Annotated in this window: 16 protein-coding genes; 7 read left to right on the top strand and 9 right to left on the bottom strand. The window is 67.9% G+C overall.

Features of this window, described 5'->3' with window-relative positions:
* Nucleotides 1–300: 300 nt before the first annotated feature.
* From AC1RRR_RS01845 to AC1RRR_RS01835, 3 genes are all read left to right on the top strand, one after another.
* A complete protein-coding gene (locus AC1RRR_RS01845) occupies nt 301–639 on the top strand; it encodes a P-II family nitrogen regulator (RefSeq protein WP_291879143.1) in 339 nt (112 codons plus the stop codon).
* Between the two features lie 25 nt (nt 640–664).
* Nucleotides 665–2,200, top strand: a complete 1,536-nt coding sequence (locus AC1RRR_RS01840) for an ammonium transporter (RefSeq protein ID WP_492810067.1) — start codon at nt 665–667, stop codon at nt 2,198–2,200.
* A gap of 132 nt (nt 2,201–2,332) precedes the next feature.
* Nucleotides 2,333–3,058: a hypothetical protein gene (locus tag AC1RRR_RS01835; protein ID WP_492810065.1), complete on the top strand. Its 726-nt coding sequence runs from the start codon at nt 2,333–2,335 to the stop codon at nt 3,056–3,058.
* Nucleotides 3,059–3,071: 13 nt separating this feature from the next.
* On the opposite strand, the gene AC1RRR_RS01830 is transcribed toward AC1RRR_RS01835, so the two are convergent.
* From AC1RRR_RS01830 to AC1RRR_RS01815, 4 genes are all read right to left on the bottom strand, one after another.
* Nucleotides 3,072–3,701: a peptidylprolyl isomerase gene (locus AC1RRR_RS01830; protein WP_492810063.1), complete on the bottom strand. Its 630-nt coding sequence runs from the start codon at nt 3,699–3,701 to the stop codon at nt 3,072–3,074.
* Nucleotides 3,702–3,711: 10 nt separating this feature from the next.
* Nucleotides 3,712–4,584, bottom strand: a complete 873-nt coding sequence (locus tag AC1RRR_RS01825; RefSeq protein ID WP_492810061.1) for a 4-(cytidine 5'-diphospho)-2-C-methyl-D-erythritol kinase — start codon at nt 4,582–4,584, stop codon at nt 3,712–3,714.
* Nucleotides 4,585–4,625: 41 nt separating this feature from the next.
* On the bottom strand, nt 4,626–6,359 hold the full coding sequence (locus AC1RRR_RS01820; RefSeq protein WP_492810059.1) for a tetratricopeptide repeat protein: 1,734 nt from the start codon (nt 6,357–6,359) through the stop codon (nt 4,626–4,628).
* 75 nt (nt 6,360–6,434) lie between these two features.
* Entirely contained in the window at nt 6,435–8,108 is a 1,674-nt protein-coding gene (locus tag AC1RRR_RS01815; protein ID WP_492810057.1) for an electron transfer flavoprotein-ubiquinone oxidoreductase, read from the bottom strand.
* Between the two features lie 152 nt (nt 8,109–8,260).
* Between AC1RRR_RS01815 and AC1RRR_RS01810 the strand changes: the two genes are divergently transcribed.
* Nucleotides 8,261–9,073: a uracil-DNA glycosylase gene (locus tag AC1RRR_RS01810; protein WP_492810055.1), complete on the top strand. Its 813-nt coding sequence runs from the start codon at nt 8,261–8,263 to the stop codon at nt 9,071–9,073.
* Between the two features lies 1 nt (nt 9,074).
* The gene (locus AC1RRR_RS01805) at nt 9,075–10,748 is read left to right on the top strand and encodes a lytic transglycosylase domain-containing protein (protein ID WP_492811740.1); all 1,674 of its coding nucleotides are present in this window, start codon (nt 9,075–9,077) and stop codon (nt 10,746–10,748) included.
* A gap of 132 nt (nt 10,749–10,880) precedes the next feature.
* On the opposite strand, the gene AC1RRR_RS01800 is transcribed toward AC1RRR_RS01805, so the two are convergent.
* Together AC1RRR_RS01800 and AC1RRR_RS01795 are read right to left on the bottom strand one after the other, a co-directional pair.
* Nucleotides 10,881–11,336: a cell wall biosynthesis glycosyltransferase gene (locus AC1RRR_RS01800; RefSeq protein ID WP_492810053.1), complete on the bottom strand. Its 456-nt coding sequence runs from the start codon at nt 11,334–11,336 to the stop codon at nt 10,881–10,883.
* 140 nt (nt 11,337–11,476) lie between these two features.
* Nucleotides 11,477–12,562: a PA0069 family radical SAM protein gene (locus AC1RRR_RS01795; RefSeq protein ID WP_492810051.1), complete on the bottom strand. Its 1,086-nt coding sequence runs from the start codon at nt 12,560–12,562 to the stop codon at nt 11,477–11,479.
* 173 nt (nt 12,563–12,735) lie between these two features.
* Between AC1RRR_RS01795 and AC1RRR_RS01790 the strand changes: the two genes are divergently transcribed.
* Both AC1RRR_RS01790 and AC1RRR_RS01785 read left to right on the top strand, forming a co-directional pair.
* Nucleotides 12,736–15,927, top strand: a complete 3,192-nt coding sequence (locus AC1RRR_RS01790) for a PAS domain S-box protein (protein WP_492810049.1) — start codon at nt 12,736–12,738, stop codon at nt 15,925–15,927.
* Nucleotides 15,927–16,340: a response regulator transcription factor gene (locus AC1RRR_RS01785; RefSeq protein WP_492810047.1), complete on the top strand. Its 414-nt coding sequence runs from the start codon at nt 15,927–15,929 to the stop codon at nt 16,338–16,340. The genes AC1RRR_RS01790 and AC1RRR_RS01785 overlap by 1 nt, the downstream gene beginning before the upstream one ends.
* A gap of 2 nt (nt 16,341–16,342) precedes the next feature.
* On the opposite strand, the gene AC1RRR_RS01780 is transcribed toward AC1RRR_RS01785, so the two are convergent.
* From AC1RRR_RS01780 to AC1RRR_RS01770, 3 genes are read right to left on the bottom strand one after another with little or no spacing between them, the layout of a single operon-like run.
* Nucleotides 16,343–16,870 carry an SRPBCC family protein gene (locus AC1RRR_RS01780; RefSeq protein ID WP_492810045.1) on the bottom strand — a complete coding sequence of 176 codons (528 nt, stop codon included), beginning with the start codon at nt 16,868–16,870 and terminating at the stop codon, nt 16,343–16,345.
* A gap of 12 nt (nt 16,871–16,882) precedes the next feature.
* The gene (locus tag AC1RRR_RS01775) at nt 16,883–18,136 is read right to left on the bottom strand and encodes an RNA polymerase sigma factor (RefSeq protein ID WP_492810044.1); all 1,254 of its coding nucleotides are present in this window, start codon (nt 18,134–18,136) and stop codon (nt 16,883–16,885) included.
* Entirely contained in the window at nt 18,133–18,516 is a 384-nt protein-coding gene (locus tag AC1RRR_RS01770; RefSeq protein ID WP_454715703.1) for a YciI family protein, read from the bottom strand. Before AC1RRR_RS01770 ends, AC1RRR_RS01775 begins: the two co-directional genes overlap by 4 nt.
* Nucleotides 18,517–18,537: the final 21 nt, after the last annotated feature.

Raw genomic sequence — 18,537 nt, 5'->3', positions numbered from 1 at the left:
TCCGGCAAACTAGGACAAGGGGCGCCCCCTGCGCCACCACCCTCCCGTCAGGCAAAATCGCCAGTTTCTGACGCAAATGAAGCGTCTAGCGCTCATAATTTAGGCGCCTCGCCCAATTCGTTTCCAAAACCTTGTGCGCGAGACACGTCACGGAACCGTCGCCGATAGCGTGGCCAAGCCGGGGAAACGATGCAGCGCGTAGTGGCGGCGTCGGCGGTGATCAAACTGGGGGCGATCTCTCTAACGCTTCCGACAACCAAGCAAAGAAAGCCCGTGGCGACGCGGGTCGGAGCAAGGCGGATGAAACTGATCATAGCGGTCGTCAAACCCTTCAAGCTGGACGAGGTGCGCGAGTCGCTCGTCGCCGCCGGCGTCGAAGGCCTGACGGTTTCGGAAGTGAAGGGCTACGGCCGCCAGAAGGGCCAGACCGAGATCTATCGTGGCGCGGAGTACCAAGTGAACTTCGTGCCGAAAGTTAAGCTCGAAGCGGTCGTGGACGACGCGTCCGCCGCGAAGGCCGTCGAGGCGGTCAAGGCCGCCGCGGCCACCGGCAAGATCGGCGACGGCAAGATCTTCGTCCTGAACGTCGAAGAAGCCGTCCGCATCCGCACCGGCGAAACCGGCTCGGCCGCTCTGTAAGCATCGGGAAAAGGGGATACCGACGATGAAACTCACCTTCAAACCGCTGGCCGGGCTCATGCTCGCCGCGACGCTCGCGGGGGCGCCGCTGGGCGCAACCGCCTTCGCCCAGGAGGCCGCGCCCGCGCCGGCCGCCGCTGCCGCCACCGCCGCGCCCGCCGAGGCTGCGCCGGCCCCGGCCGCCGCGCCTGCTGCCGCTGAAGCTCCGGCTCCCGCCATCGTCGACAAGAACGACAAGGGCGACAACGCTTGGATGCTCACCTCCGCGCTGCTCGTCCTGCTGATGATCCTGCCGGGTCTGGCCCTGTTCTACGGCGGCCTGGTCCGTTCGAAGAACATGCTGTCGGTCATGATGCAGGTCTCGACCGTCGCCCTGATCGGCTTCGTCGCCTGGGTGCTGTGGGGCTACAGCTTCGCCTTCACCGACGGCGGCAGCTGGGACAGCTTCGTGGGCGGTCTTGGCCGCCTGTTCCTCAAGGACGTCACCCCGGCCAGCAACGTCGCGACGTTCTCGACCGGCGTGGTGATCCCCGAGTTCACCTTCATCTCGTTCCAGGCGACCTTCGCGGCCATCACCGCCGCCCTCGTGGTCGGTTCGCTGGTCGAGCGCATGAAGTTCGCCGCCATCGTCGCCTTCGCCGTCCTGTGGCCGCTGCTGTCGTACTATCCGATGGCGCACATGGTCTGGTGGTGGCCGGGTCCTGACGCGATCGCGCTGGCTCCGACCGCGCCGGTCAAGTCGGGCCTGATCTGGAGCTTCGGCGCCCTGGACTTCGCCGGCGGCACCGTCGTCCACATCAACGCCGGTATCGCCGCCCTGGTCGGCGCCCTGATCCTCGGCAAGCGCCAAGGCTACGGCAAGGAGCCGATGCCCCCGCACTCGCTGACCCTGACCCTGGTTGGCGCTGGCCTGCTGTGGGTGGGCTGGTTCGGCTTCAACGCCGGCTCGAACCTGGAATCGAACGGCTACGCCTCGCTGGCCATGATCAACACCTTCGTCGCCACCGCGGCCGCTGGCCTGTCGTGGATCGTCGTCGAGTGGGTCACCCGCAAGAAGCCGTCGGCCCTGGGCCTGGCTTCGGGCATCGTGGCCGGCCTCGTCGCCGTCACCCCGGCCGCCGGCTTCGCCGGCCCGATGGGTTCGGTGATCCTGGGCCTGATCGTCTCGCCGATCTGCATCTTCTTCTGCTCGGTCGTGAAGAACGCCCTGAAGTATGACGACAGCCTGGACGCCTTCGGCATCCACGGCATCGGCGGCATCGTCGGCGCCATCGGCACCGGCTTCCTGGTCAACCCCGCCTGGGGCGGCGCCGGCATCGTCGACTACACCAGCTGCGCCAAGGACGGTGACATCTCGACCTGCGACAACGCCGTCTACAACATGGGCACGCAAGTGCTGGCCCAGCTGAAGGGCGTTGGTGTCACCATCGTCTGGTCGCTGGTCGCCTCGCTGATCGTCTTCTTCGTGATCAAGCTGGTCATCGGCCTGAAGGCTTCGCCGGAAGCCGAAGAAGAAGGCCTGGACATCTCGGAACACGGCGAACGCGCCTACCACAGCTAAGGCTGGGGATAGGTCCTCGTCGAAGACCGGAAGGGCGTGGAGAGCAATCTCCACGCCCTTTCTCTTTGGGCGCTTAAAGACCCCAAAAGCCAAGTATTGCGGCATAGCTTCGCTTGAGGCCAAGATGCTCCTATGGAAGAGCTCTTCTCATACAGCAAAACCGTAGGGCTTTATTGGATCGCGATCGTCGGCGGCGTGCTTTTGATGGCATCTGATTTATCCGACAAGATCGTACCTAAATGGAAGGACCACGCCGATCGCTTCGGGCTGACGACATCTCGGAGACGAGCACTAGAAATCGCCTTCCTCGTTATCGCCATCTTTTGGGCTGGCTACGACACCTGGAAGGTGGAGCACAAAGCTAGGCTCATGGCCGAACAGTCAGCAGGCATCATGTTGGGCCAAAAGTCATACTGGAAGGAGGAAGCTGCCAACCTAAAGAGGCAGCTGGAAAGCTCACTGAAGACATCACAACCCTCCCCGCCACCGAAGACAAAGAGTTCACCTCAGGCCAGCATAGACCGATCCAAATTCACCGTCCCTCTTGGGAATTTCTATGCTGAACTAATAGCCCTACTGGCTTCCCCTCCAAAGACTGAGGCAGATCTCCCGGCCTACAAGCAAGCCGCAGATGCGTGGGCTACCCGTACGGGCGGTTGGATTGACCGCAACATGGGTAGTACGGCTGCCACGCGCTTCGACGATACGAGCGGCGTCACACTCATGTTTTGGGAAAAAGCCGTCAACACTGAGCACAACACACTGATTTCATACATGTTGCGGCGCAAAGAAAACCTAAGAGCGCTTATCGAATCGTCCGCTTTTGATCCGGCCAGTTCTCGATCTCCAGCGCGCTGAAGATATCGACTGGCTAGATCCGCCGCGCGGTGACGATCGGCACCACGGGCATCAGCATCTGGCCCTTCATCACCGGATTGGTCGCCTCGCCGGGCGTGGGTAGGTTCAGGATCTTGCGGACGATCTCCATGCCCTTGATCACCTGACCAAAGGCCGCGAAGCCCAGGTTGTCGCCTTCCGCCGCCGGATTGGCGTCGAGGTAAGGCGCTTCGCCCACGCAGATGAAGAAGTCGCTGTCGCCGCTGCCGGGTTCGCGGCGGGCCAGAGACAAGGTGCCGTCGACATGGCGCAGGCCGGTCTGGGTGGTCGGCTCGTGGGCCACGGGCTTGAGGACCTTCTTCGGGTCACCAGCCAGGCCGCCTTCGATCAGGCCGTAGTCGATCGAACTGGGCGCCTTGGCCGCGCGCCAGAAGCTGGAGCCGTCGTAGAGCTTGCCGTCGACATACCGCAGGAAGTTGGCCGTGGTCAGCGGGGCCTGCTTGACCTTCAGGGCGATGATGATCGCGCCCAGGCTGGTCTCCAGGCTGACTAGGACATCGCCAGCACCCGGCACGATCGGCGTCGGCGGCAGGCTTAGCACCTGGGCGGACGCCGGCGCGGCGGCGAGACTTCCAAGGGCGGCGAGAACGTCACGGCGCTTCATTCGTAGCTCCTCAGCTCAGGCGGCAGCGCCGCACCCACCAGTCGGGTCGCATCGTTTCCAGGCGCTCGGCCAGGCCCTCGGCCTCGATGTCGCTGGCGCAGAGCGCGAAACAGGTCGCCCCCGAACCGGACATGCGGACCAGCAGACTTTCGGACTCCTCGCGCAGCACGTCCAGCACCTCGCCGATGCGGGGCTCCAGCGCCACGGCCGGCGCCTCCAGGTCGTTGCGGGTCGCCACGGAGAGCCAGGCGGCGACTTCTTCGGCGCTCTCCAGGTCCACTGGCATGAACGGCCGCTCGGCGCCGTCCGGATGCACGGCGGCGTCATAGGCGCGATAGACCGCGCCCGTCGGCGACGGGACGCCCGGATTGACCAGCACGGCGTTCAGCTCGGGTAGCACCGGCGCGGGCGACAGGATCTCCCCTCGCCCCTCCGCCATCAGCGCGGTGGCCCGCAGGCACGCCGCGCCGTCCGCGCCGAGGCCGGCGGCCAGGGGCTCCAGTTCGTCGTCAGTGAAATGCGGCGCAAGGGCGTCACGTAGCAGCTTCAGGGCCGCGCCGGCGTCGCTGGAACCGCCGCCCAGGCCCGCCGCGATCGGCAGGCGCTTGTCCAGGATCAGCCGGTACGGCGGAACCGGCCCGCCCAGCTTGGCGTGGAAGGCTCGCGCTGCGCGGATCACCAGGTTGTCGCCATCGGCCGGGATCGCCCCGCCGAACGGTCCCGAGGTCTCGAAAGCCGGCGCATCGCTGGGCTGGATCGCCACCTGGTCGCCGACGTCGGCGAAGACCATCAGGCTTGAGATCGGGTGATAGCCCTCGGCGTCCGGCCCGCCCACGTGCAGGAACAGATTGACCTTGGCCGGGGCGAAGGCGGACAGCCGCATGATCTCTCAAACTCGATGGCGAAGGACCACCGCCGGATAGCCTAGTTGTGCGCCACCGTCGACTTGGTCGCCGCCGCGCCCGTCGGACCCAGGCCGTTCTTCAGCTTGGCCTCGGACTCGACCTTCTGCTTGTCGTCGGGCTCCAGGCTGAGCACGCGCTGCCACTGGAACCGCGCCTCGGTCTGGCGCCCGACCTTCCAGTAGGCGTCGCCAAGGTGGCCGTTCACGTCCGGATCGCCCGGCTCCATCTCGACGGCGGCTTCCAGCTTCTGGACGGCGGTCTTGTAGTCGCCCAGGCGGTAATAGGCCCAGCCGAGAGAGTCGAGCATGGCGCCCGACTGCGGACGCGCCGCAACGGCCTTCTGGACCATGCCCAGAGCCTCGGCCAGGTTCTCGTTGCGATCGATCCAGCTGTAGCCGAGGAAGTTCAAGAGCTCCGGCTCGTCCGGATTGGCCTTCAGCGCCGACTTCAGGTCGCGCTCGGCCTCGGGCCAGCGCTTGGCCTGCTCCAGGGCCACGGCGCGCAGATACAGCAAGCGCCAGTCAGGCGTCTCGGTCTCGCGGGCGATGATCGGGTCAAGGACGGCCACCGACTCGTTCCACTGGCCGCCGGCGCGCAACAGGTCGGCCAGGGCCACGCTGGCGTCGCGGTCGTTGGGGGCGGCGGCCGAGGCGGCCTTGGCCACCTCCAGCGCCTTGGCCTTGTCGCCGATGTCGTTCCAGGCCCAGGCGGTCTTGCTCTGGGCCGAGGCGTAGTGCGGCGAGCCCGGCTGGACGTGGGCATAGGCCTCGATCGCGCCCTGCGGATCCTCGCCCTGGTTCAGCAGGTCGCCGACCAGCACCCAGGCCTCGTCGCGGGCCGGGTCCAGGCGCAGGGCCAGGCGCAGATAGGCCAAGGCGAACTGGGTCTGGCGCTCGCCCGCGAAGGTGGCGGCGCAGGCCACCAGGCCCTCGGCCGCGCCCTGGCGGATGGTCGGCAGCGCCGGCGGCGCGCCCTTGGCGGCCGCGCGGGCGCGGGCCCGCAGCAGGCCGGTGTCGCTCGGAGCCGTACGGAGAGCGTTGTCGTACAGGGCCAAGGCGTCGGCGTGACGCTTGCGGCGCTCCAGGAACGCCCCGTAGTCCAGGGTGAAGATGCTGGCCGTGGCGGCGTTGGCGACCAGGGCCTTGTAGTCGGTCTCGGCCTCGTCATAGCGCTTGGCGCGCTCGAACAGGCGGGCCTGGCCCTGTTGGCCGAAATATTGGACCAGCTTGTCGGTGCGCAGGGTCGGCTGGACGATCGCGCCTTCGCTATCGCCGGCCGCGGCGGCGGCCCACGGCCCCAGGAGGGCGGCGGCCTGCTGGTGCGGGAAGCCCGGAGCCTGGGTCTTCAACAGGACCTGGGCGTCCTTGCCCTTGCCGATGGCGAGGTTCTCGACGACGCGGGTCAGCACGCCCAGGCGCTTGACCGCCTCGGTGGCGTCCGGGTCGGTCGGGGCGACGGCGGCGGCGCGGGTGATCTCACCGGCCAGCAGCAGCGCCGTGAACGAGCGCTCGCCCAGCACGCCCGGATCCTCGCCCAGCACCGCGGCCGTGCCGAAGTAGCCAGCGGCTTCCTTGCTCTTGCCGTCACGCAGCGCCGCCTGCCCCGCCAGGAACTGGCCATACGAGCTGCGGGTGTCGAACAGCGAAGAGTTCATGCTGGCCGGGCCGCGCAAGGTGACCGAGCTGGGCGCGGTCGAGCAGGCCGTCAGGACCGAGACGGAAACGCAGGCGAGAAGGACTTGGATACGCGTCATCCGCCTACCCTCGACGCTTTCGATGCGCCTCGCAAGAAAAAGCCTCCCGACCTGGGGGCGGGAGGCTCTTGACTCTTACATGTTCGGATAGTTGGGTCCGCCGCCGCCTTCCGGCGTGGTCCAGACGATGTTCTGCGACGGGTCCTTGATGTCGCAGGTTTTGCAGTGGACGCAGTTCTGGGCGTTGATCTGGAAGCGCGGGTCCTGGCCCTGCTCGTTGTAGAGCACCTCGTAGACGCCGGCCGGGCAGTAGAGACGGGCCGGCTCGCCGTACTTGGGCAGGTTGACCGAGATCGGGATCGACGGATCCTTCAGCTTCAGGTGAGCCGGCTGGTCTTCCTCGTGGTTGGTGGCCGACAGGAACACCGAGCTCAGCTTATCGAAGCTGATCACGCCGTCGGGCTTGGGATAGACGATCGGCTCGAAGTCTTTGGCCAGGCCCGTCGAGGCCGCGTCGGTCTTCTCGTGCTTCATGGTGCCGAAGAACGAGAAGCCGCCGAAGAGGTGCGTGCACCACATGTCGAACATGCTGACCGCGCCGCCCAGGGCGGTGCCGAACTTGCCCAGCATCGGCTTGGCGTTGCGAACGACCTTCAGCTCCTTGGCCACCCACGAGTTGTCGTAGGCCGTCTGGTAGGCGGTCAGCTCATCGCTGGTCCGGCCGGCCTGCAAGGCCTCATAGGCGGCCTCGGCGGCCAGCATGCCGGTCTTGACGGCGTTGTGGCTGCCCTTGATGCGCGGCACGTTGACGAAGCCGGCCGAGCAGCCGATCAGCACGCCGCCCGGGAAGGTCAGCTTCGGCACCGACTGGTAGCCGCCCTCGGTGATGGCCCGCGCGCCATAGGCGATCCGCTTGCCGCCTTCCAGGTACGGACGCACGCCCGGATGCTGCTTGAAGCGCTGGAACTCGTCGAAGGGCGAGATCCACGGGTTCTTGTAGTTCAGGTGCACGACGTAGCCGATGGCCACGTAGTTGTCCCCGAAGTGGTACATGAAGCTGCCGCCGCCGGTGTTGTTGTCCAGCGGCCAGCCGGTGGTGTGCTCGGCCAGGCCCGGCTGGTGCTGCTCGGGCGGGACCTGCCACAGCTCCTTGATGCCGATGCCGTACTTCTGCGGCGACTTGCCGGCCGACAGGTCGAACTTCTCGATCAGCTGCTTGGCCAGCGAGCCGCGCACGCCCTCGGCGATGAAGACGTACTTGCCGTGCAGTTCCATGCCCGGCTGGAAGTCGGGCTTGTGGTGCCCGTCCTTGGCGATGCCGACCACGCCGACGACGACGCCCTTCACCGAACCGTCCTCGTTCCAGACCAGATCCGAGGCCGCGAAGCCCGGATAGATCTCGACGCCCAGCTCCTCGGCCTTGCCGGCCAGCCAGCGGGTCAGGTTGCCCAGCGAGGCGATGTAGCAGCCGTGGTTGTGCATGAACGGCGGCATGGCGAACATCGGCAGGGACATCTCGCCCTGCGGCCCCAGCAGCTTGAAGCGGTCTTTGGTGACCGGGGTCTCCAGCGGCGCGCCCAGTTCCTTCCAGCTCGGGAACAGCTCGGCCAGGCCCTTGGGATCGATCACCGCGCCCGACAGGATATGGGCGCCGACTTCCGAGCCCTTCTCCAGCAAGGCCACCGAAATCTCGGTCCCGGCCTTTTCGGCCAGCTGCTTCAGACGGATCGCGGCGGAGAGCCCGGCGGGACCGCCGCCGACGATGACGACGTCGTACTCCATCGACTCGCGTTCGAGGTCTTCGCTCATGGGGTCTCCCGATCAGGCTCGGCCGCCTGTCTTATGACTGTTTGAATCACAGCTTATCCAAACGTGACGCAGTGGCGGTCAAGCACCTGATCCGCATTTTTTGCTGCGACGCAGCGTTGGAGGCCACGAACTTTCCGCGCTAAGACGGTCTCATGAGCCTCGCCGCCGATCAACGCGCTGTCGAAAGCCTGCTGGCCTTCTGGGCCGATGCGGGCGTTGACGCCCTGTACGCGGACGCTCCGATCGACCGCCTGGCCGAGGGCGCGGCCATGCTGCGCGCCAAGAGCCAGCCGCCGCCTCCGGTCGCCGTCGCCCGGCCGGTGATGGTGCGTGGTCCCGACGTCGGCTCGGCCGTCGCCATGGCCAAGGCCGCCGCGGCCGCCTGTGACGATCTCGAATCCCTGGCCGCCGCCATCGCCGCCTTCGACGGCTGCCCGCTGAAAACCCAGGGCGCCAAGCAGGCCGTGTTCTCGCGCGGCGCCGCCGACGCGCCGCTGATGATCATCGGCGAAGGCCCCGGCGCCGACGAGGACGCCCAGGGGCAGCCGTTCGTGGGCCGCGCCGGCAAGCTCCTGGACCGCATGCTCAAGGCCGCCGGCCTGGAAGACCGCGTTTTCATCACCAACACCGTCTTCTGGCGTCCGCCCGGCAACCGCACGCCCACGCCTCAGGAGCAGGCCGCCTGCGCCCCGTTCGTCGAGCGCGCCATTGCCCTGGTCAAACCCAAGATGCTGATGCTGGCCGGCGGGGCCTCGGCCAAGTCGGTCCTGAAGCGCGAGGAAGGCATCCTGTCGATGCGCGGCCGCTGGTTCGAATGGGTCTCGGACGACAAGTCGATCGAGCTTCCGGCCATGCCGACCCTGCACCCCGCCTTCCTGCTACGCACGCCCGCGCAGAAGAAGAAGGCCTGGCAGGACCTTCTGACGCTGACCGAGCGACTTGATCGTCCCGAGCGTCCGCACTAAAATAACGCCAGTTGGTGGGAATGGGGGACGCGCGCCTGCGGGGGAGCGCGGATCACTTTTGAAGCTTTGGGCTCGCCCTCTGGCCGTTTTGTCGGCCGTTCTGCTGTGCGCGACCGCTTCGGTCACGCGCGCCGGCGTCCTCGACCCCTTGACTCCGGAAGACGTTCGCGCCTATCGCGCCGCCTTCGCCGCCACCGACCGGGGTGACTTCGACGCCGCCGAAGCCGCCCTGGCCAACGCCCGTGACCACAGCCTGGTCGGCCGCCTGGCCTTCGCCAAGGTCATGCACCCGAGCCGCTACTCGGCCAGCTATGACGACCTGACGGGCTGGCTGAAGCGCTACAGCGACGAGGCTGGCGCCGACCGCGTCTATGCCCTGGCTATCAAGCGCAAGCCGGCTGGCAAGCGCATCGCCGCCGCGCCGATCCCCGAGCTGTTCATCGGCGACGACACCGCGCCGCCGCCCGCCGACAAGGGCCGCGCCTCGCGTGAGGCGTACTACTCCGGCGATGTCCAGAAGGCGCTGAGCCTGGCCATCGCCGGCGGCGAGACCTGGATCGCTGGTCTTTCGGCCTATCGCCTGGGCGACTATCGCGCCGCCCAGGCCTATTTCGAGCAGGTCGCCCACGACCAGAACGAGGACGAGTGGCTGCGCGCCGCCGGCGCCTTCTGGGCCGCCCGCACCGCCAGCCAGGCCGGTCACGGCCGTGACGCCCAGACCCTGCTCAGCGAAGCCGCCCGCTCGCCCCACACCTTCTACGGCATGATCGCTCTGCGCCAGTTGGCCCTGGCCGGGGTCACGCCGACCGAAGAGAGCTTCGACCCGATCGCCAGCCTGCTGACCCGCGCCAGCTATGCCGGCCCGGACACCGCCTCGCTGGACCGCCTGGTCAGCAACGATCCCCGCGCCCGCCGCGCCACCGCCCTGGCCCAGGTCGGCCGCTGGCGCGAGGCCGGCATGGAGCTGCGCGCCGGCCTGTCGCTGGCCGACACCCCGGAACTGCGCGACGACTGGACCGCCCTGGCCCTGGCCCTGAACGCCAACGCCCCGCTGAACGCCGGCCGCCCCGTGCGCCGGGTCGGCGGCGAGGACTATCCCCTGCCCCCGCTGGATCCGGTCGGCGGCTTCACGATCGACAAGGCCATGGTCTACGCCCTGGTCCGCCAGGAAAGCCGCTTCGACCCCATGGCCGTCTCGGCCGCCGGGGCCATGGGCCTGATGCAGGTGCGCCCGTCCTCGGCCGCCGACGTGGTGGGCGACGACAAGCTCTTGGCCGACAACAGCCCGCTGTTCGACCCGGCCTACAACCTGCGGGCCGGCCAGGACTACTTCACCTGGCTGATGGACCGGGGCGTCAAGAGTCCCGACCTGCTGCGCGCCGTGGCGGCCTATAACGGCGGCCCGGCCACGCTGAACCGCACGGCCGCCCAACTGGGCGCCGATTGCGACACCCTGCTGCTGATCGAGAGCCTGCCGTTCAAGGAAACCCGCAACTACGTCGAGAAGGTGATGGCCAGCTACTGGACCTATCGCCGGCTGATGGGCGCGGAGAACAAGACCCTGGACGCCGTGGCATCGGGGGCCCGGACGGTGGATTTCCGGCTGGATCCGCAGGTGGCGGCGCCGACGAGCATTGATCAGCTGATGACGTCGCTGGCGTCGGCTCAGCCTTAAAACCCTAACCGACTATCCCCGCGAAAGCGGGGATCCATGCGGCTTCTCAGCCTAGCGGCACGGCTTCGAATTCATCCCCCCGCTCAGCTTGGATCCCCGCTTTCGCGGGGATGATCGGATTGGGGTAAAGCCTCAGTAGTCCAACCGCTTGGCCCGCAGAGCCTTCGCGATCGCCTTCTCGTCACCACCGCTCGTGGGCCAATCCAGCCGCCGCACCAGCACCCCGTGCAGACGCGGCGACAGCTTGCTCAGCATCCCGCCGGGAACGGTCAGAACCGCCGGCGCCCCTGCCCCGCCGGCCAGGTGCTTCTCGATCGGCTCGCGCCATCCCTCGCGCAGCGCTGGAGCCGACCGCAACGTCAGGACCCAGTCGCCCCGCGCGACGGCCGCGCCGGCGGCCAGGCGGTCGCCAGAGGCCGTCACCAGCCGCGCCCCGCTGTCCTCGGCCAGGGCGTCCACGCCAGGCTCGCCATCGGCGACCAGGATCACCTCCTTGACCAGACCGTCCACGGCGGCGGGCACCAGCATGGCCATCTGGGCGGCGAGGCCGGTCAGGTCTTCGGAAGCGATTAGGACGACGGAGATCATGGCCCTGCTTGGGCTAGCGGCGGCGATGCGGTCAAGGCCTCGCGTGGCCCTCGTCCTTCGACAGGCTCAGGATGAGGACCAATTCAGCCTCTCAGTAGAAACCTCATCCTGAGCCTGTCGAAGGACGAGGTTGCGGCCCCTCAGCCGAACAAATCCATCTGCCCACTCCCCCCCAACCGCGGCGGCGTGAACTGGCTCGCATCGAGCGGCGTCCACGGCTGGTCCAGCCCGAACTTCTTCACCGCCAGATGAAACCTCTGCCGCAGCACCTCCGCCACCGGCCCGTCGCCGACCATCCGCTCGCCCCAGGTCGAGTTGTTCACCTCGCCCTTACGGATCTGCCTCACCAGGGATATCACCCGTCGCGCCCGGTCGGGGTGATCCGTCTGGAGCCACTCCTCGAACAGCTGGGCGATCTCGCGCGGCAGGCGCAGGGCCACATAGCCCGCCCCGCGCGCCCCGGCCTTGGCGGCGGCTTCCAGAACGGCCTCGACCTCGTGGTCGTTGAGACCCGGAATGGCTGGCGCGAACATCACCGTCACGGGCACGCCCGCCTCGGTCAGTCGCCGCACCGCCTCGATCCGCTTGCCGGGTGTGGCCGCGCGCGGCTCCATGCTGCGCGCCAGCGCCCGGTCCAACGTGGTGATCGAGATCGCCACCCGCGCCAGCTTGCGCTCGGCCAGCCGGCTGTAGATGTCGAGGTCGCGCAGCACCAGGGCCGACTTGGTGATGATCGTGAACGGGTGGCTGTAGCGCTCCAGCACCTCGATCACCTGCCGCGTCACCCGCAGGTGCTTTTCGTCGGGCTGATAAGGATCGGTGTCGCCGCCGATATGGATCGTCGCCGGCTTGTAGCTGGGCTTGGCCAGCTCCTTTTCCAGCAACTCGCCCGCGTGCGGCTTGAAGAAGATCTTGCTCTCGAAATCCAGACCCGGCGACAGACCCAGATACGCATGCGCCGGCCGGGCGTAGCAGTAGATGCAGCCATGGCTGCAGCCACGATACGGATTGATCGAGCGGTCGAAGCCGACGTCCGGGCTCTGGTTGCGGGCGATGATCGTCCGCGATTTCATGGCCTGCAGCTCGGTCTTGAGCTGCTTGGGCTCTTCCTCCTCGCCCCAGCCGTCGTCGAACGACTCGCGTTCCTGGGCCTCGAAACGCCCGGTTCGATTGGACTTGGCGCCTCGCCCCCTGGGAGCCGGCGCCGATTTCACTGCCTCGGCCATGACGCGATTATGCGCGCCATTCAGAACAAAACAAGAACTTCATTTCAGCAAGCAGAACTGCGCCAATCCGTCGCAGCCCGTTCACCACCCGGCTCAACCTTTGGAAAGCTCCTCCGGGCGATCCTGAAAGCCAGACTGCGCAAAGGTTTGCGCGGCCCAGTTGGAAGCGTCGAATGTCTGAAGCCGAACGCCTCGCCGCGCTCGTCTCCTACCGGGTTCTGGATACCGCGCCCGAGCCGGTGTTTGACGACATCACGCGCCTGGCCGCCCAGCTGTTCGACACCCCGATGGCCACCGTCTCGCTGATCGATCGTGAGCGGCAGTGGTTCAAGTCCAAGCACGGCCTGGACGGCTGCTCGACCCCGCGTGACCAGGCCTTCTGCGACCACGCGATCCGCCTGCCGCCGCACGAGATCATGGTGGTCGAGAACGCGACCCAGGACCCCCGCTTCGCCGACAATCCGCTGGTCACCGGTGATCCCAAGGTGCGGTTCTATGCCGGGGCGGTGCTGACCACCGCCGACGGCTACAATCTGGGCACGCTGTGCGTGATCGACGACAAGCCTCGCCCGGCCATCACCGATGCCCAGAAGACCCAGCTGAGGGTCCTGGCCAGCGCCGTCGTCGCCCAGTTGGAAAAGACCCGCTACGAGCGCCGCCTGCAGGAGGAAAGCCGCCTGCTGCAGATGACCGAGACCATCTCGGGTGTCGGGCACTGGCGCGCCAACCTGCTGACCGGGGCCATCCACTGGTCGGACGAGGTCTACAAGATCTACGGCCTGACGCCGGAGACCTTCACCCCGTCCTCCGACAACTGGCTGGATCTCTATCACCCCGACGATCGCGCCGCCGCGCGCGCCGCCTTCGGCCGGGTCGTGAAGGGCGAGCCACTGGTCGAGCACCAGCTGCGCCTGATGCGCGCCGACGGCGAGGTCCGCCAGGGCTTGGGCCGCGCCACCTGCGAGTATGACGAGACCGGCAAGGTCGTGGCCGTCTTCGGCGTGCTGGAGGATGTCACCGCCCGCAACGCCGCCTTCGAGGCCCTGCGTCGCAGCGAGAACCAGCTGCGCGCCAGCGAGGCCCATGCCCGCAAGGTGGTGGCCAACGCCTACCAGGCCATCGTCACCATCGACGAGGCCGGACAGGTCACCGGCTGGAACCGCTTCGCCGAGCAGACCTTCGGCTGGACGGCCGAGGAAGCGATCGGCAAGCGCCTCAGTGACTTCATCATCCCCGAGGAGCACCGCAACGCCCACAACCGGGGCATGGCCCGCTTCCTGCGCACCGGCGAAAGCGCGGTCATTGACCAGCGCATCGAGGTGCCGGCCCTGCGCAAGTCGGGCGAGGCCTTCCCGATCGAGCTGGCGATCAGCGGCGCCGAGGGTCCGGACGGCTGGGCCTTCACCGCCCTGATGCACGACATCTCGGCCCGCAAGGCGCAGATGGAGATCTTCGAGACCTCGTTCGACCATGCCGCCGTCGGCATGGCCCTGGTCACGCTGGAAGGCGGCTTCCACAAGATCAACGACGCCTTCTGCGGCATCGTCGGCTACTCGGCCGAGGAACTGCTGGCGACCGACTTCCAGACCATCACCCATCCGGACGACCTGGAGAAGGATCTCACCCTGCTGCAGCAGCTGCTGGCCGGCGAGATCTCGACCTACGGCATGGACAAGCGCTACCTGCACAAGGATGGCCGCCTGGTCTGGGTGCACCTGTCAGTGTCGCTGGTGCGTGGGCCGGACGGTACGCCCAAGCACTTCATTGCCCAGGTCCAGGACCAGACCGCCCGCATCGAGGCCCAGGACGCCCTAGAGCGCCAGACCCTCTCCCTAGCGGCCATGGCCGAGCAACTGGCCGTGGCCAAGGACGTCGCCGAGGACGCCGCCCGCGCCAAGGCCGAGTTCCTGGCCACCATGAGCCACGAGCTGCGCACCCCGCTGAACAGCGTCATTGGCTTCGCCCGCCTGCTGACCGACAGCCGTGAGCTGACCTCGGCCGATCGCCGCAACGCCGAGCGGGTCCGTTCGGCCGGCGAGGGCTTGAACGTCCTGATCAACGACATCCTCGACTACTCTAAGCTGGACGCCGGCGCCGTGGCGCTGGAGGCCAAGCCCTTCAGCCTGGACGACCTGGTTTCCGACACCCTGGCCATGGTCGAGCCTCAGGCCTCGGAACGCGGCGTGTCCCTGCGCCGCGCGGGCCGCACCGCCGGCTGGGTCGAGGGCGACGCCTTCCGCCTGCGCCAGGTGCTGCTGAACCTGCTGTCCAACGCGGTGAAGTTCACCAAGGACGCCGCGGTCAGCGTCGAGGTCACGCCGTTGGACGCGACGGCCGGCCGTCGTCGCCTGCGCGTCTCGGTGATCGACGAAGGGGTCGGCATCGCGCCCGACGCCCTGGGCCGCCTGTTCACCCGCTTCTCGCAGGCCGACGACTCGATCTCGCGCAAGTTCGGCGGCACGGGTCTGGGCCTGGCCATCTCGCGCGAGCTGGTCGAGCTGATGGGCGGGGTGATCGGCGTCGAGAGCACGCTGGGCGAGGGCTCGACTTTCTGGTTCGAGATCGACTTCGCGATCGCCGCCCCGATCGTGTCGGTGGGTGCGCCCAAGGCCCTGCGCCGGTTCGAAGGTCGCCGCGTCCTGCTGGTCGACGACACCGAGCTGAACCGCGAGCTGTTCAAGGCGCTGCTGGAGCGGCGCGGCTGCGTGGTCGGCCTGGCCGCCGACGGCGCCGAGGCCGTCGCCGCCCTCGAGACCGCCCGCTACGACCTCGTCCTGATGGACGTGCACATGCCGGTGATGGACGGCCGCGCCGCCACCCGCGAGATCCGCCGCCGCGGCCTGACCGACGCGCCGATCCTGGCCCTGACCGCCGGCGGCACGCCCGACCAGATCGCCGCGTGCAAGGCCGCCGGCATGACGGACTATCTGCTCAAGCCCCTGTCGGAGCAGCAGCTGGAACAGGCCCTGGCCCAGCACCTGCTGGGCGACGACGCGCCCGCCCCCTCGCCGGCCGACGAGCTCGATGACGAACGCCAGGCCCGCGACGCCCTGGAAGCCCTGATGGGCGCCGAGGCCAGCCTGAAGATGGCCCGCCTGCTGCGCGGCCAGCTGGGCGCTGTCCTGCACGATCCCGCCTCGCGGACGCTGAGCGAGGAAGCCCACACCACCGCCGGCTCGGCGGGCCTCTTGGGCTTCATGCGACTGTCGGGCGCGGCTCGGGCGCTGGAGGATTGTCTGCGCGCCGGCGAGCCCTCCGCCAACGCCTTCGCCGCGGCCCGCGCGGCGGCGGATGCGGCCGAACGGGTTCTGGCGACCTGGATCGCCCGGCTGGAGGGCTCTCTTCCGCACGAGGTCGCCGCCTGATGCCGAACAGGATCCTCATCGTCGACGACGACCCCATGATCCGGCACTTTGTCGACCTGGTGCTGACGCAGCAGGGCTTCAAGGTGGTCACCGCCGCCTCGTCCGACACGGCCATGCAGCTACTGGGCCGCGAAGGCTTCGCCTTGGTGCTGCTGGACATTAACATGCCCGGCATGAGCGGCCTGGACGTCCTGCGCCTGATGCGCGTCCGCCCCGGCCGGCCGAAGATCCTGATGATGACCGCCCATCGCGATCCGGCCACGATCATGAAGGCCCTGGAGCAAGGCGCCGATGGCTACCTGGCCAAGCCGTTCAAGCCGCAGGACCTGCTCAAGCGCATCGAGACCGTCCTGAAGGGCCCCGCGCCGGCCAAGACGCCGGAGCCCTCGAACGACGAGCTGATCCTGGACTAGGCCTACTTTTCGGCGGCGGCCTTCATGTTGGCCAGGCCGGTCTCGAAGTCCTTGCCGATCATCTGGTCCATGTTGAAGACTAGCCCCATCAGCTTGGCGACATAGGGGTTCTTGCCCGACATCGACCAGGTGACCTTCGTGCCCGCGCCCTGCGGCTCGAAGGTGAAGCGGCCGACATTGTCGGCCTTGAACGGCTTGATGAAGTGCAGGTCGAAGATCACCTCGCGGGCCGGCGTGACCTTGGTGATCTCCATGCCGCCCGTACCGACCTTGTCATTGCCCACCCAGGCATAGGTCGAGCCGACACCGCTGGCCGGGCCGCCATAGGTGCGCTTCATGCCCGGATCGATCTTCTCCCACGGCGACCAGGCACCCCACTGGTGGAAGTCCGAGACCATGGCCTCCAGCTTTTCCGGCGGCGCGTTGATCTGCGCCGTGCGCGTGACGACGAAGTCGCCCGGCCGCGTGGCGGCGAAGGCCAGCACCGCCAAGATGGCGACGACGATCACGATCAGAATGGTCTTCAGCATGAGTCTCTCCCCCTAGTTCTTTTCCGCCTCGGCGGTCACCCGATCGAGGTATTGCCGGATATTGGCCGCCTCGGCGGCGGTGTTGGCCAGCGAAATCGCGCGGTCGAACGCCTGGCGGGCCTCGGCCTTGCAGCCCGCCTGCAGCAGGAAGGCGCCCCGCGCGCCGTGATAGTGGAAGTAGCCTTCCAGCCGCGCGCCCAGCGGCTCGATCATCGCCAGCGCCGCCTCGGGCCCACGCACCTTAGCCGTCGCCACCGCGCGGTTCAGAGTGATCACCGGCGACGGCTGCATGATCTCCAGCGTGGCGTAGAGGGCGTCGATGCCGGCCCAGTCGGTGTCCGCCGCCGTCTCGGCGCGGGCATGCAGGGCGGCGATGGCGGACTGCACCTGGTAGGGCCCCGGATCGCGCTTCAGCATCGCCTTGTCGATCAGCGCCAGCCCCTCCCCGATCATCGCGCGATTCCAGAGGCTTCGGTCCTGATCTTCCAGCAGGATCGCCTGACCGTCAGCGGTGAACCGAGCCTCCGAGCGGGCATGCTGGATCAGCAGCAGCGCGGTCAGCCCCATCATCTCCGGCTCGGCCGGGAACAGGCGCAGCAGCAGGCGCGCCAGGCGGATGGCCTCGTCGCACAGGCCGCCCCGGGCCTCGACCGCCTTGCCGCTGGCCGAATAGCCCTCGTTGAAGACCAGGTAGATCATCGCCGCCACGGCCGCGAAGCGCTCGGCGCGCTCGATCGGCCCTGGCGCCTCGAACGGCGCGTCGCCCGCGCCGATGCGGGCCTTGGCGCGGGTGATCCGCTGCTCCATGGCCGCCTCGCCGACCACGAAGGCGCGAGCGATCTCGCGGACCGACAGGCCGGAGACGATGCGCAGAGCCAGGGCGATCTGCTGGGTCGCCGGCAGGTCCGGATGGCAGCAGATGAACAGCAGCCGCAGGACGTCGTCGCGATAGTGCGAGCCGTCCAGCCGCTCGGCCGCCTCGGCCTCGGCGTCTTCGAGGTCGGAGAGCAGTTCCTCGGGCGGCAGGACGGTGTTGCGGCTGGTCTTGCGGATCGAGTCGATGGCGGCGTTGCGACCGACCATGATCAGCCAGGCGGTCGGATCGCGGGGCGGACCGTTCTTGGGCCAGCTCTTCAGGGCGCGCAGGCAGGCGTCCTGGAACGCCTCTTCCGCCGCGTCCATGTCGCGGAAGTAGCGCAGCAGCGCCGCCATGGCCTGGGGCCGGGCGGCGGTGATCGCGCCCTCGATCCAACCGAGGTCGGTCACGCCGGGGCCACCTCCGGGGTGGGCGCCGGGTTAAATAGCGCGATCGGACGGATCTCGTACGAGCCGCCTGGATTGGCCTTGCCCAGGTCCTTGGCGATGTCGAGCGCGCCTTCTAGGTCGTCACAGTCGACGACGTAGAAGCCCAGCAGTTGCTCCTTGGTCTCGGCGAACGGGCCGTCCAGCACCAGCGGCGGCTCGCGGTCCTTGCGCAGGGTCGTGGCGGCCGTGGTCGGCATCAGGCGGGCGACGGGACCCAGGCGACCTTGCTTGGCCAGGTTCTCCTGGACAGCGATCAGCTTGCCCATGACCTCGTCCTCGTGGTCCTTGGACCAGCCACAGATCACGTCTTCCTGATTGTAGCAGAGTATGGCGTAGAGCATGGGCAGTCCTTTGCTTCCGTC

Source organism: Caulobacter sp. GW821-FHT12D05 (assembly GCF_058807295.1).
This window is presented reverse-complemented; position numbering and strand designations above follow the sequence as displayed.

Excerpts from the sequence above, each read along its gene's own strand:
- AC1RRR_RS01845 (WP_291879143.1), top strand. The coding sequence starts at position 301 with ATGAAACTGATCATAGCGGTCGTCAAACCCTTCAAGCTGGACGAGGTG.
- AC1RRR_RS01840 (WP_492810067.1), top strand. The coding sequence starts at position 665 with ATGAAACTCACCTTCAAACCGCTGGCCGGGCTCATGCTCGCCGCGACG.
- AC1RRR_RS01835 (WP_492810065.1), top strand. The coding sequence starts at position 2,333 with ATGGAAGAGCTCTTCTCATACAGCAAAACCGTAGGGCTTTATTGGATC.
- AC1RRR_RS01830 (WP_492810063.1), bottom strand. The coding sequence starts at position 3,701 with ATGAAGCGCCGTGACGTTCTCGCCGCCCTTGGAAGTCTCGCCGCCGCG.
- AC1RRR_RS01825 (WP_492810061.1), bottom strand. The coding sequence starts at position 4,584 with ATGCGGCTGTCCGCCTTCGCCCCGGCCAAGGTCAATCTGTTCCTGCAC.
- AC1RRR_RS01820 (WP_492810059.1), bottom strand. The coding sequence starts at position 6,359 with ATGACGCGTATCCAAGTCCTTCTCGCCTGCGTTTCCGTCTCGGTCCTG.
- AC1RRR_RS01815 (WP_492810057.1), bottom strand. The coding sequence starts at position 8,108 with ATGAGCGAAGACCTCGAACGCGAGTCGATGGAGTACGACGTCGTCATC.
- AC1RRR_RS01810 (WP_492810055.1), top strand. The coding sequence starts at position 8,261 with ATGAGCCTCGCCGCCGATCAACGCGCTGTCGAAAGCCTGCTGGCCTTC.
- AC1RRR_RS01800 (WP_492810053.1), bottom strand. The coding sequence starts at position 11,336 with ATGATCTCCGTCGTCCTAATCGCTTCCGAAGACCTGACCGGCCTCGCC.
- AC1RRR_RS01795 (WP_492810051.1), bottom strand. The coding sequence starts at position 12,562 with ATGGCCGAGGCAGTGAAATCGGCGCCGGCTCCCAGGGGGCGAGGCGCC.
- AC1RRR_RS01790 (WP_492810049.1), top strand. The coding sequence starts at position 12,736 with ATGTCTGAAGCCGAACGCCTCGCCGCGCTCGTCTCCTACCGGGTTCTG.
- AC1RRR_RS01785 (WP_492810047.1), top strand. The coding sequence starts at position 15,927 with ATGCCGAACAGGATCCTCATCGTCGACGACGACCCCATGATCCGGCAC.
- AC1RRR_RS01780 (WP_492810045.1), bottom strand. The coding sequence starts at position 16,870 with ATGCTGAAGACCATTCTGATCGTGATCGTCGTCGCCATCTTGGCGGTG.
- AC1RRR_RS01770 (WP_454715703.1), bottom strand. The coding sequence starts at position 18,516 with ATGCTCTACGCCATACTCTGCTACAATCAGGAAGACGTGATCTGTGGC.